General features: G+C 67.3%; 14 protein-coding genes. 3 read left to right on the forward strand and 11 right to left on the reverse strand.

Annotated elements, in window-relative coordinates:
- Window positions 1-82: 82 nt before the first annotated feature.
- The 3 genes from lysA to argH form a co-directional block, all read right to left on the reverse strand.
- A complete protein-coding gene (gene lysA, locus BRAD285_RS28805) occupies window positions 83-1,348 on the reverse strand; it encodes a diaminopimelate decarboxylase (RefSeq protein ID WP_035645930.1) in 1,266 nt (421 codons plus the stop codon).
- 270 nt (window positions 1,349-1,618) lie between these two features.
- Window positions 1,619-1,897 (reverse strand): lipoprotein, encoded by a 279-nt coding sequence (locus BRAD285_RS28810; RefSeq protein WP_006610570.1) that lies wholly within the window; start codon window positions 1,895-1,897, stop codon window positions 1,619-1,621.
- 98 nt (window positions 1,898-1,995) lie between these two features.
- Entirely contained in the window at window positions 1,996-3,387 is a 1,392-nt protein-coding gene (gene argH / locus BRAD285_RS28815; RefSeq protein WP_006610571.1) for an argininosuccinate lyase, read from the reverse strand.
- A gap of 97 nt (window positions 3,388-3,484) precedes the next feature.
- Between argH and BRAD285_RS28820 the strand changes: the two genes are divergently transcribed.
- A complete protein-coding gene (locus tag BRAD285_RS28820) occupies window positions 3,485-4,174 on the forward strand; it encodes a TlpA disulfide reductase family protein (protein WP_006610572.1) in 690 nt (229 codons plus the stop codon).
- Here the strand turns inward: BRAD285_RS28820 and BRAD285_RS28825 are convergent, their stop codons facing one another.
- From BRAD285_RS28825 to BRAD285_RS28850, 6 genes are all read right to left on the reverse strand, one after another.
- A complete protein-coding gene (locus tag BRAD285_RS28825; RefSeq protein WP_006610573.1) occupies window positions 4,175-4,372 on the reverse strand; it encodes a putative motility protein in 198 nt (65 codons plus the stop codon).
- 73 nt (window positions 4,373-4,445) lie between these two features.
- Complete coding sequence (locus tag BRAD285_RS28830; protein ID WP_035645299.1) at window positions 4,446-5,324, reverse strand: 3-hydroxybutyryl-CoA dehydrogenase; 879 nt, start codon at window positions 5,322-5,324, stop codon at window positions 4,446-4,448.
- A gap of 98 nt (window positions 5,325-5,422) precedes the next feature.
- Complete coding sequence (locus BRAD285_RS28835; protein ID WP_006610575.1) at window positions 5,423-6,358, reverse strand: electron transfer flavoprotein subunit alpha/FixB family protein; 936 nt, start codon at window positions 6,356-6,358, stop codon at window positions 5,423-5,425.
- A complete protein-coding gene (locus BRAD285_RS28840) occupies window positions 6,358-7,107 on the reverse strand; it encodes an electron transfer flavoprotein subunit beta/FixA family protein (RefSeq protein ID WP_006610576.1) in 750 nt (249 codons plus the stop codon). The genes BRAD285_RS28835 and BRAD285_RS28840 overlap by 1 nt, the downstream gene beginning before the upstream one ends.
- A 118-nt stretch (window positions 7,108-7,225) precedes the next feature.
- A complete protein-coding gene (locus tag BRAD285_RS28845) occupies window positions 7,226-7,798 on the reverse strand; it encodes a cob(I)yrinic acid a,c-diamide adenosyltransferase (protein ID WP_006610577.1) in 573 nt (190 codons plus the stop codon).
- Between the two features lie 57 nt (window positions 7,799-7,855).
- Window positions 7,856-8,050, reverse strand: a complete 195-nt coding sequence (locus tag BRAD285_RS28850) for a twin transmembrane helix small protein (protein ID WP_006610578.1) — start codon at window positions 8,048-8,050, stop codon at window positions 7,856-7,858.
- A gap of 130 nt (window positions 8,051-8,180) precedes the next feature.
- Here BRAD285_RS28850 and BRAD285_RS28855 point away from each other — a divergent pair, with 130 nt between their 5' ends.
- Window positions 8,181-9,074, forward strand: coding sequence for a YihY/virulence factor BrkB family protein (locus tag BRAD285_RS28855; protein WP_035645302.1), 894 nt, complete (start codon window positions 8,181-8,183; stop codon window positions 9,072-9,074).
- Here BRAD285_RS28855 and BRAD285_RS28860 read toward each other — a convergent pair.
- Window positions 9,001-10,311 (reverse strand): ATP-binding protein, encoded by a 1,311-nt coding sequence (locus tag BRAD285_RS28860; RefSeq protein ID WP_244422119.1) that lies wholly within the window; start codon window positions 10,309-10,311, stop codon window positions 9,001-9,003. The two genes, BRAD285_RS28855 and BRAD285_RS28860, sit on opposite strands and share 74 nt — an antisense overlap.
- A gap of 402 nt (window positions 10,312-10,713) precedes the next feature.
- On the reverse strand, window positions 10,714-11,583 hold the full coding sequence (gluQRS, locus tag BRAD285_RS28865) for a tRNA glutamyl-Q(34) synthetase GluQRS (protein WP_006610581.1): 870 nt from the start codon (window positions 11,581-11,583) through the stop codon (window positions 10,714-10,716).
- A 125-nt stretch (window positions 11,584-11,708) separates the two neighbouring features.
- Between gluQRS and BRAD285_RS28870 the strand changes: the two genes are divergently transcribed.
- Complete coding sequence (locus tag BRAD285_RS28870; RefSeq protein WP_006610582.1) at window positions 11,709-12,362, forward strand: DNA-3-methyladenine glycosylase; 654 nt, start codon at window positions 11,709-11,711, stop codon at window positions 12,360-12,362.
- Window positions 12,363-12,543 lie beyond the last annotated feature (181 nt).

The following is a 12,543-nucleotide window of genomic DNA, read 5'->3' on the forward strand; positions in this document are numbered from 1 at the left end:
ACTGCGATCGAGGTGCTGTCCGTCGACGTCATTGGCACGTTGGAAAGCGCAACCGCGCGAGCGGCTTGCGCGGCAGCCGCCCTCACAGCCACGGCGCCGGCGTGTCCATGGCGATCAGCTGCTCGACGTCGATGCGCGGGCGGATGACGGCGGATTGGTTGCCCTTGACCAGCACCTCGGGGACGAGCGCGCGGGTGTTGTAGGTGCAGGCCTGCACGGCGCCGTAGGCGCCTGCGGTCATGATGGCGAGGAGGTCGCCGGGCGCGGGCTCGGGCAGCGCGCGGTCGAGGGCGAGGTAGTCGCCGCTTTCGCAGACCGGGCCGACGACGTCGGCTACGAAAGCGGGCGTGTTCGGAGCCGCCTGCTTCACGGGCAAGATGTCGTGATGCGCCTCGTAAAGCGTCGGGCGGATCAGGTCGTTCATCGCGGCGTCGATGATGACGAAGTTCTTGGCCTCGCCGTGCTTCACATAGATCACCCGGGCTACGAGGATGCCGGCATTGCCGACGATCATGCGGCCGGGCTCGAACATCAGGGTGCAGCCGAGATTGTGCGAGATGCGCTTGACCATCGCGGCGTAGGCGGCGGGCTCCGGCGGCACGGCGCGGTCCATGTGATAGGGGATGCCGAGGCCGCCGCCGAAATCGACATGTGAGATGTCGTGGCCGTCGGCGCGCAGGGTCTGCACGAACTCGGCGAGGATGCGGAACGCGGTCTCCATCGGGCCGAGATCGGTGATCTGGCTGCCGATATGGACGTCGACGCCGGTGACCTTGATGCCCGGCATCTTCGCCGCGCGGGCGTAGACGCGGCGGGCGTGGTCGAGCGGAATGCCGAACTTGTTCTCCGACTTGCCGGTCGAGATTTTGGCGTGCGTGCCGGCATCGACGTCGGGATTGACGCGGATGGAGATGCGGGCGGTGTGGCCCGTTTCCACGGCCAGGCGCGCCAGCAGGTCGAGCTCGGGCTCGGACTCGATGTTGAGGCAGTGGATGTCGGCCGCGAGCGCGGCGCGCAGCTCGGCCTCGGTCTTGCCGACGCCTGAAAATACGATCTTGCGCGAGGGGATGCCAGCGGCCAGCGCGCGCTTCAGCTCGCCGCCGGAGACGACGTCGGCGCCGGCGCCACACTTGGCCAGCGTGCGCAGCACCGACTGGTTGGAATTGGCCTTCATCGCGTAGCAGATCAGCACGTCCTGGCCGGCGAAGGCGTCCGCGAACACGCGGTAGTGCCGCTCCAGGGTGGCGGTGGAGTAGCAGTAGAACGGGGTGCCGATTTGGGCCGCGAGATCAGCGAGATTGACGGCCTCGGCGTGCAGCACGCCGTCGCGGTAGTCGAAATGGTTCATGGGTTCGGGTCCGCGCGCGGCTTGCGAGTGAGTGATTGTGGCGGCGAATTGCCGGGAAATGGGAGGGGATGTCAATCGACGCTGCCACCCTCCCCTGGAGGGGGAGGGTCGACGCGCGGCGCGTCAGCGACGGGCGGCGGGGTGGGGTGAAGCCGCGACGGCGGTGCGCGTGGAGAGATCACCCCACCCCGCCTCGCATTTCGCTTCGCTCAACGCGAGCCGACCCTCCCCCTCCAGGGGAGGGTGAACCAGCGCGCGCGGAGCAGGGCGCTATTTGCTGTCCAGCAGCGGGTCGAGGAAGAAAGGTTTCTTCTGGCCGCGCGAGGCGGCGGGGGCGCCGTCGGTGCCGTAGCCGGAGTTGAAGACGCCCGGCTTGGCGGCGTTTTCCATCGCGGTGTCGGTGGGCGCGGCGGAGAGCTGCGGGGCCGGCGGGGAATTGGCGGGCAGGTCCAACCCGGCCTTGCGGCCGCAGGCGGCGAGCAGGAGCGCGGAGGCGCCCAGGACGAGCAGGACCCGGGCGGCGGAGGTTGGACGGCGAGCGCTGGTCACGTGTGAAATCCCCATGCGGGCGGCACCATACAGAGGTTGATCCGCCCTGACGAGTGCCGGAGAGCCACGCCAGGGGGATCAAATGTTGGAGGGAGGCCCTACTTTCGCTGCTTTTCCAGCCGCTTCAGCCAGGCCTTGGCCTGAGAGGCGACGTTCTTCGGCGCGGTGCCGCCGAAGCTGGTGCGGCTCTTCACCGAGGATTCCACACTCAGCACGCCGAGCACGTCGGCGGTGATCTTGGGCTCGACCTCCTGCATCGCCTTGAGCGGCAGCTCGTGCAGCGCGACGCCCTGCTTCGACGCCAAACCGACGATACGTCCGGTGACGTGATGGGCCTCGCGGAACGGCATCTTGAGCGTCCGCACCAGCCAGTCGGCGAGATCGGTGGCGGTGGCATAGCCCTCGCCGGCGGCGGCCTTCATGCGGGCCTCGTCCGGCACCAGGTCGAGCGCCATGCCGGTCATGGCGCGCACAGCGAGCGACAGCGCGGCGAAGGCTTCCATCGCGCCCTGCTTATCCTCCTGCATGTCCTTCTGATAGGCGAGCGGCAGGCCCTTCATGACGATCAGGAGGCCGTTGAGCGCGCCGATGACGCGGCCGGTCTTGGCGCGGACCAGCTCGGCGGCATCCGGATTGCGCTTCTGCGGCATGATCGAGGAGCCGGTGGTGAACTTGTCCGACAGCTTGATCAGGCCGACCAGCGGCGAGGTCCAGATCACGATCTCCTCGGCGAAGCGCGACAGATGCACGGCGCAGATGGCTGCGGCCGACAGCGTCTCCAGCACGAAGTCGCGGTCGGAGACGGCGTCGAGCGAATTGGCCATCGGGCGGTCGAAGCCGAGCGCCTCGGCGGTGGCGTGGCGGTCGATCGGGAACGAGGTGCCGGCGAGCGCGGCGGCGCCGAGCGGGGACTCATTGAGGCGCTTGCGGGCGTCGAGGAAGCGGCCGCGGTCGCGGCCGGCCATCTCGACATAGGCCAGCAGATGATGGCCGAAGGTCACCGGCTGCGCCGTCTGCAGATGGGTGAAGCCGGGCATCACGGTGCCGGCGAATTCGAGCGCGCGGGTCGCGAGCGCCCGCTGGTAGGCTGATAGCGCCGCGTCGATGGCGTCGATCTCGTCGCGGACGAACAGGCGGAAATCGGTCGCGACCTGGTCGTTGCGCGAGCGCGCGGTGTGCAGGCGGCCGGCGGCGGGGCCGATCAGCTCGGACAGCCGGCTCTCGACGTTCATATGGATGTCTTCGAGCGCGCGCTTGAACTCGAACGAGCCCTTGGTGATCTCTGACAGGATCGTGTCTAGACCCTTGGCGATATTTTTCGCATCACCTGCGGTGATGATGCCCTGGGCGGCGAGCATGGCGGCGTGCGCCTTGGACGCGGCGATATCCTGCGCGTAGAGGTGGCGATCGACGTCGATCGAGACGTTGATGTCCTCCATGATCTCGTCGGGACGTTCCGTGAACCGGCCGCCCCACATCTTGTTGCTCATGCCTGCCGCTCTTAAACCTTGATGACCGCGTCTGGATGGGACACACCATTTTGGTGGCCCCGAAATTCGCGCCTCTGATAGCCGCAACCGACCCGAGATGACAAACGATAAGCCAGAGACGTCCCCCGCCCGCCCCGCCTCGCGCGGCCGAACCGTGCTGATCGCCGGCGCCGTGGCGGTCATCGCCGTGGCCGGCATCGCGGCGGTGTCGTTCGGGGGGCTCTTGAAGGGCAAGCCGGCCGGCGACCAGGCCTGCCAGGCGGCGGTCGACACGGCGGCGCGGCTGGCGCCGCTGATCAAGGGCGAGGTGGCGGCGCTGACCGCCGCCAAGGCGCCGCTGCGGCTGCCGGATCTCGCCTTCGAGGACGCCTCGGGCAAGCCGGCAAAACTGTCGGATTTCCGCGGCAAGACGGTGCTGCTGAACCTCTGGGCGACCTGGTGCGTCCCCTGCCGCAAGGAGATGCCGGCGCTGGATGGCCTGCAGGCCAAGCTCGGCAGCGACGCCTTCCAGGTGGTCGCCGTCAACATCGACACCCGCGATCCGGAGAAGCCGAAGACGTTCCTCAGCGACGCCAAGCTGACGCAGCTCGCTTATTTCAGCGACGCCAAGGCCAAGGTGTTCCAGGATCTCAAGGCGGTCGGCCGCGCGCTGGGCATGCCGACTTCGGTGTTGGTCGACGGCAATGGCTGCGAGATTGCCACCATTGCGGGACCGGCCGAATGGGACAGCGCCGACGCGCTCAAACTGATCCAGGCGGCGACGTCGAAGGCCGCCGCGGGGCTGTAATCAGGCGGCGATGTTCAGGTTGCCGCCGACGCCGGGGCCGACATTGGCGAGCGACAGCGTCTGCTGGGCGCCGCCGAGCAGGGTCAGGACGGCGTCCTTCTGGGCGTTCAAATTCTGCTTCAAGACCGACGTCGCGACCTGCTGCTGGGTCGCACTCGCCTGCTGCGCCATGACCGCAGCCACCAAGCTCATATCCATACGCACATACCTCGTCTGAGCTGAACGGTAGACGATCAGCCTTAACGAAGCGTGTGGATCGTTTCAGATTGTTTCAGCGGGTCGGCACCGGCTTGGGGCCGCGATAGTCGTAGAAGCCGCGCTGCGTCTTGCGGCCGAGCCAACCGGCCTCAACGTACTTCACCAGCAGCGGGCACGGCCGGTACTTGGAATCCGCGAGCCCCTCATGCAGCACCTGCATGATGGAGAGACAGGTATCCAGGCCGATGAAGTCGGCGAGCTCGAGCGGGCCCATCGGATGATGCGCGCCGAGCTTCATCGCCGCGTCGATCGCCTCGACATTCCCGACGCCTTCGTACAGCGTGTAGATCGCCTCGTTGATCATCGGCAGCAGGACGCGGTTGACGATGAAGGCCGGGAAATCCTCGGAGACGGCGACCTGCTTGCCGAGCCGCCCGACGAACTCCTTGGCCGCCTCGAAGGTGGCGTCGTCAGTGGCGATGCCGCGGATCAGCTCCACCAGCTCCATCAGTGGAACCGGGTTCATGAAGTGGATGCCGATGAAGCGCTCGGGGCGATCGGTGCAGGCAGCGAGCCGCGTGATCGAGATCGACGAGGTGTTGGAGGCGATGATCGCCTCCGGCTTCAGCGTGGCGCAGAGATCGTGGAAGATCTTGCGCTTGACGTCCTCCTTCTCGATCGCGGTCTCGATCACGAGGTCGCAATCGGCCAGCCCGTCGAGGCTGTCGGTCAGGGAGATGTGCTTGAGCGCCTCGGTTCGGGCGTCCTCGGAGATCATCTTCTTCGCGACCTGACGGGTCAGGTTGCCGTTGATGGTCGCCATGCCCGATTTCAACCGGTCGGAGGTGACGTCGTTGAGCACCACGTCGAGCCCGGCCAGCGCGGCGACATGCGCGATGCCGTTGCCCATCTGTCCTGCGCCGATCACACCGAGCTTGTTGATCTGAGCCATGTTGTCATCCACCGGGACGGCGCGCCATCGCGCCCATCCATGCCCTTAACAGATAAGACACCGGCCGCAGCAGTCCCATGCGGCCGGTGTTAGCAGCCTTACTTACCGAGCGCGTCCGTCAGCTCGGGAACCGCCTGATAGAGGTCCGCTACCAGCCCGTAATCGGCGACCTGGAAGATCGGCGCGTCCTCGTCCTTGTTGATCGCGACGATCACCTTGGAGTCCTTCATGCCGGCCAGATGCTGAATGGCGCCTGAAATGCCGACCGCCACGTAGAGTTCCGGCGCGACCACCTTGCCGGTCTGGCCGACCTGCCAGTCGTTCGGCGCGTAGCCGGCATCGACCGCGGCGCGCGAGGCGCCGACACCGGCGCCGAGCTTGTCGGCGAGCGGCTCGATGTACTTGGCGAAGTTCTCGCGGCTCTGCATCGCGCGGCCGCCGGAGACGATGATCTTGGCCGAGGTCAGCTCCGGACGATCGCTCTTGGCGACCTCCTCGCCGACGAAGCTCGACAGCGCCGGATCACCGGCGGCCGCCACGCTCTCGACCGCCGCGCTGCCACCGTCGCCCGCAGCGGCGAAGGTCGAGGTGCGCACGGTGATGACCTTCTTGGCGTCCTTCGACTTCACCGTCTGGATCGCGTTGCCGGCGTAGATCGGCCGCTCGAACGTGTCGGGAGCGACGACCTTGATGATCTCCGACACCTGCATCACGTCGAGCAGGGCGGCGATGCGCGGCATCACGTTCTTGAAGCGCGAGGTCGCGGGCGCGACGACCGCGTCGTAGTTGGCAGCAAGCTTGACGACGAGATCGGCGAGCGGCTCGGCGAGATCATGCGCGTAGGCCGCGTCATCGGCCAGCAGCACCTTCTTGACGCCAGCGAGCTTGGCGGCGGCCTCGGCTGCGCCCTTGGCACCCTGGCCCGCGACCAGCACGTCGACATCGGCGCCGAGCGCGGCGGCTGCCGTCAGCGCCTTGTTGGTCGCGTCCTTGATCCCGGCATTGTCGTGTTCAGCAATCAGCAGCGTGGCCATCAGAGCACCCCCGCCTCGGTCTTGAGTTTGGAAACGAGCTCGGCGACGTCCTTCACCTTGACGCCGGCCTTGCGGCCCGCCGGCTCAGCGGTCCTGATCACTTCGAGCCGCGGCGTGAGATCGACGCCGGTGTCGGCGGCGGTCTTCTCCGCGATCGGCTTCTTCTTCGCCTTCATGATGTTCGGCAGCGACGCATAGCGCGGCTCGTTGAGACGGAGATCGGTGGTGACGATCGCTGGCCCCTTGAGCTTCACGGTCTGCAGGCCGCCATCGACCTCGCGGGTGACCTTGAAGTCGGAGCCTTCGACCTCGAGCTTGGAGGCGAAGGTCGCCTGCGCCCAGCCGAGCAGCGCCGCCAGCATCTGGCCGGTCTGGTTCGAGTCGTCGTCGATTGCCTGCTTGCCGAGGATGATCAGTCCCGGCTGCTCTTCCTGCGCCACGGCCTTCAAGATCTTGGCGACCGCGAGCGGTTCCACAGTGCCCTCGGCCTTGACCAGGATGCCGCGATCCGCGCCCATCGCGAGCGCAGTGCGGATCGTCTCGGACGCCTGCGCGGGTCCGATCGACACCACGACGACTTCTGTCGCCTTGCCGGCTTCCTTCAGCCGCAGCGCTTCCTCGACGGCGATCTCGTCGAACGGATTCATCGACATCTTGACGTTGGCGAGCTCAACGCCCGATCCGTCGCTCTTGACGCGGACCTTGACGTTGTAGTCGACCACCCGCTTGACCGGCACCAGAACCTTCATCGATCCTCTTTCGCTCTATATCTTCCGGGGTTGATCTTTCGGGCGCGGAACCTAAAGCGCCCGTACCCCCCGGTCAACGCGCGAGGGGCGAAAAAACGCCACCCCGCACGCCCCCGGGTTAACGGTTTTGCCCCGGCACCCACAACACGTCGCCAGCGCCGTTCCGATTTGCGGCGCGGCTGGCCACGAACAGGAAATCCGACAACCGGTTCATATAACGAATGGCAGCCTCGCTGACCGGCTCGTCCGGTCGGGAAGCAAGTTCCGCCATGATCCGTTCCGCCCTGCGGCAAATGGTACGCGCGACGTGCAGATGCGCCGCCGCCGGGGTTCCCCCGGGGAGCACGAACGAGGTGAGCGGCGCGAGCTTCTCATTCAACGTGTCGATGTCCCGCTCCAGGCGATCCACCTGGCTCGCCACCACGCGCAGCCGCTCCGCCTTGCCCTCCCGCTGCGGCACCGCCAGATCGGCGCCCAGGTCAAACAGATCGTTCTGGATCAGGCCGAGCATCGCATCGATCTCGGGCGCGTCGGCCAGATGCAGCCGCACCACCCCGAGCGCGGCGTTGGTCTCGTCGACGGTTCCATAGGCGGAGACACGCAGATCGAATTTCGGCCGGCGTTCGCCATTGCCGAGCGCCGTCGTACCGTCGTCACCGGTCCGCGTGTAGATGCGATTCAGAACCACCATGCTGAAATCTCAATATCCTTGTCTCGACGTCTCGGCGCTCGATCTCAACGACCCATCTCAGCGCCCCATGGCCCAGATCGTCGCCATGGCAATGACGATCGCCACGAACTGCAGGATCACCCGCCAGCGCATCAGCTTCTGCGACAGGTTCGGCGAACCGCCGCGCGTCATGTTGACGAGGCCGAGAAACAGCACCAGGGCGACCGCGCCGACCGCGATCGGAAGGATGAATTTACCGAGAAGTGAAGCCATTGGTGCTAGATAACACCGCGAACGCAGGAGCGCCATGCCGGATCGGGGCATCCGCCCCTGCAACCGCTGGCTTTTGGCACCGTATTATTGGATTGTATCAGGCCAATTCCGTTGCGGAGTGCAGGGACAAGTGAAGGCGCTTCGCACCATCTTCCACGTCGTCATGGATGCGTTCTACACCTTCCTCGCCGACGACGGCTGGGCGATCGCGAGCCACATCGCGCTGTCGACCCTGATGGCGCTGTTTCCGTTCCTGATCGTGCTGACCTCGCTGGCCGGCTTCCTCGGCTCCAAGGACCTCGCCGACCAGGCCGCCGGCCTGATCCTCGAGACCTGGCCTGCCCAGGTCGCGGATGCGCTGACCGGCGAGATCCACGACGTGCTGACCACGACCCGCACCGACGCGCTGACGATCGGCGCCGTGCTCGCGGTCTACTTCGCCTCGAACGGCGTCGAGGCGCTGCGGGTCGCCCTCAACCGCGCCTATGGCGTGATCGAGCAGCGCCGCTGGTACTGGCTGCGGTTGGAATCGATCGGCTATACGCTGGTCGCCGCCGTGACGGCACTGGCGATGTCGTTCCTGATCGTGCTCGGGCCGCTGATGCTGGCCACCGCCCGGCGCTATCTGCCGCTCGCGGTCGAAGCCAATGAGCGCTTCGTCAACCTGTCGCGCTACGGCATCACGATCAGCGCGCTCGTCGTTGCGCTGTTCATCCTGCATGCCTGGCTGCCGGCGGGGCGGCGCAGCTTCATGCAGATCATGCCGGGTATCGTCTTCACCTTCGTCGCCTCGCTGGTGTCGGGCATCGTGTTCGGCCAGTATCTGGCGCGCTTCGCCAACAACTACGTGACGATGTATGCGGGGCTCGCCTCGGTCATCATCGCGCTGGTGTTCCTGTATTTCATCGCCGCCATCTTCGTGTATGGCGGCGAGTTGAACGCGTCGATCATCAAGTCGCGGCTGCCGCGCGGGATGTCGCTGCAAGAAGCGCAGTCGCTAGAGCCCGCGGCGAAACGGGCTTGAGCAGGAATGCGTCCGCGCCTGCGGCGCGCGAGGCCGCCTCGTCCTCGCCGCGCCCTGAGACGCCGATGATCGGGATGTCGCCATGGGGGGCACCAAGGGCGCGGATCAGGGCAATGGTTTCGACGCCGTTGATCCCGGGCAGCACCATGTCCATCAGCACGGCATCATAGTGGCCTGTGGCGATCCGTTCCGGCGCCGCCTCGCCGCGGCCGATGAACTCCGCCTGATGGCCAAGCTCGTTGAGGATGGTGTTGAGCACGACCCGGCCGAACGGGTTGTCTTCCACCCCGAGGATGCGCAGCGGCCGCGTCGGCGCCAGCGTCACACCGTCCTCGCCTCCCTCCGCTGTCGTGTGCGGCGCTGCCGCGACGGACAGCGTGACGGTCAGCGTGAAGGTCGTGCCGCCGCCTTCATGGGGCGTCACCGCGACGTCGCCCCCCATCGCACGCGCGAGCTGCCGGACCGAGGACAGGCCGAGGCCGGCGCCACCGAAGCGCGAGGCGATCGAGACGTTGGCTTGGCTGAAGGGACGGAATAGCCGCTTGATCTCCTGCAGGGTCAGGCCGATGCCCGAGTCCGAGACGTGGAAGGCGACCGCCACCTTGCCCTTCGTGCCGCCCCTGCCGCGGCCGGACTTGCCGGCCAACGCGATCCTCAGCGCCACCCCACCCTGCTCGGTGAACTTCACCGCATTGTCGATCAGGTTTTCCAGCGCCGCGCGCAGCCGCACGGGATCGCCGATCACGAGCGCCGGCAGTGCGTCGGAAACCTCCACCTTGGCCTCCAGCCCCTTGGCGGCCGCCCGGCCGGACAACGAGTCGCCCGCCGCGCGCGCCAGCACGCGCAGGTCGAACAGATCCTCGCGCAGCACCGCGCCGGTGGTCTCGTCCTTGGCGGCAGCGACGAACAGCGTCGCCAGACTGGACAGATGCTCGGCTCCCGCCTTGATCGTATCGACCCAGCGCCGCTCGCGCTCACCCAGCTCGGAGGTGGCGAGCAGATCGCTGATGGCGAGAATGCCTGTCAGGGGCGTGCGCACCTCGTGGGCGAACACCGCGAGCGCGGCCTCCACGACGCCAGGTCCCGGCGTCGCTGCACCAGTCTTCGGGGCCGGCTTCCCCGTGATGGCCTTCAGCGCTCTGGATTTGGCCGCACGTCGCCGCGTCCCCGCCGGCGCCGTGACCTGAGGAACGTGCTTCTGCAGCGGCCGCGCCTTCGCGCGCTCCTTGGCAGGCATAGCCTTCGCCGCGTCAGTCTTCGGCTTGCGTGCTTTGGACGACGGCGTCCTCAGGGAGGTCGTCCTGGAAGATGTCGTCTGAGAGGAGGTCGTCCTAGAGGGCGCCTTCACAGCGCGCGTCTTGGACGCGCCGGATGGCCTGGGCGCAGCCGGCTTGGCCGGTCGACCCCGCCGCCCCGTACTCATGTTCCGAACGCGCTTCATCATGGCCCCTGTGACATGAACTCCGACAAACGAAGGGGCACTTCTACTGTCATGTCTCGTCGTGCCGCTTTCGATTGAAGCTCCCGATAACCCGCGCCATTGAGCAGCATGGCACGGTCGTTTCCGGGTGTCACGATGCCCCGGAGGTTGTCCCCGCCGGAAACATTCGGAGACGCCGGGACTTGCGACAGGAGGCGGCTAGACCAAGCCGATCCTGTGTCGGATTTCCGCCGGCGAGACGCCCTCCGCGCGCAATGTGCGCAATCCCGTCGCCTGGGTGGACTTGGACAGCTTGTGGCCCTGCACGTCGCGAATCAGTTGATGGTGCCGATAGGCCGGCGCCGGCAGGCCGAGCAGGACCTGCAGCAGCCGGTGCACGCTGGTGGCATGAAACAGGTCCTGGCCGCGCACCACCTCGGTCACGCCTTGCAGCGCGTCGTCCACGACCACGGACAAATGGTAGCTGGTGGGCGTTTCCTTGCGCGCCAGGATCACGTCGCCCCATGCGGCCGGGCTGGCCTCGACCATCCCGATCTCGCCACCGGGCCCGCGGCCAACCTCATCCCAGCTCAGCCGGCCAGCGCGCGCGACCGCCGCCACCATGTCCAGCCGCAGGGCATAGGGCGCGCCGCCCGCCATCAGCTCTGCACGCTGGGCCTCAGAGAGCATTTTGGCCTGCCCCGGATAGAGCGGCGCACCGTCGGGATCGCGCGGCCAGCCGCCATCGCCATCCCGTTGCGCCACCAGCCGCGCGATCTCGGCCCGGCTGTCGAAGCTCGGATAGACCAGCCCCATCGCCTGCAGCCGCGCCAACGCGGCGCCATACTCGGCAAGATGCTGCGATTGCCGCCGCACCGGCTGCTCCCAGACGATGCCGAGCCAGCCGAGGTCCTCGTAGATCGCCTGCTCGTAATCGGGCCGGCAGCGAGTCGGGTCGATGTCCTCGATGCGCAGCAGCAGGCGGCCGCCGGTCTCCTGCGCGCGCTGGAAATTCAGCAGCGCCGAATAGGCGTGGCCGAGATGAAGATAGCCGTTGGGGCTCGGGGCAAATCGGAAAACGGGTGGCATGGCATATCGTCCTTGCAGGACTTGAGCTCGCGTGATCCGACACTCATGCTCCTTCGCGGGCACCTTCGATCCGAGATGGATGCGCGGTCAAGCCCGCGCATGACGATCCAGAAAGTCCTGCCACGATGACCCTCCATCTCGACAGCCAGGCCATTCTCGAGGATGCGATCCGCGACCTCGTCAAGCAGGACACGCGGCTTGCGCCGATCCTGGAGGTCACCGGCATGCCGGCGCTGCGGCGGCGCGAGCCCGGCTTTGCCGGGATCGCGCACATCGTCTGCGGCCAGCAGCTGTCGACAGCCAGCGCTGCGGCGATCTGGGGCCGGCTGCAGGCGGCGTTCGATCCGTTCGAGGCCGAGGCGATCCGCCGCGCCCGCGCCGACCGGCTGGGGCGCCTCGGGCTGTCGGCGGCCAAGATCAAGACGCTGAAGCACATCGCGCGCGAGCTCGCTGCCGGGCGGCTGAACCTCGACGTGCTCGCCAACGAGGATGCCGACGCGGCGCATGCGACGCTCACCGCCCTGCCCGGCATCGGGCCGTGGACGGCCGACGTGTATCTGCTGTTCTGCCTCGGCCATGGCGATGCCTGGCCGGCGGGCGACCTCGCCGTTCAGGAGGCGGTGAAGGTCGGGCTCGGCCTCAGCGCGCGCCCGACGGCCAAGCAGATGATGCCGCTCGCGGAGCCCTGGCGGCCGCTGCGCGGCGCCGCGGCGCATCTGTGGTGGAGCTACTATAGCGTGATCAAGAACCGCGAGGGCGTCATCGCTTCCGCGAACTAACAACGGCGGTGAACGCCGTTTGAAACAGGGTTGGGGTTGCAAAACGGTCATCGATGTCGGCCCGGATCGCAGGTGAGACATCCACCACCGCCCGAGGTCAGACGCGCCTCGACGGCTGGCTGACGGTAGCGGCGGGACGCGGGCCGGCGGCCGTGCCGCGTGTCTATCTCGACACCTCGCA

This window comes from Bradyrhizobium sp. ORS 285 (assembly GCF_900176205.1).
GTDB lineage: Bacteria > Pseudomonadota > Alphaproteobacteria > Rhizobiales > Xanthobacteraceae > Bradyrhizobium.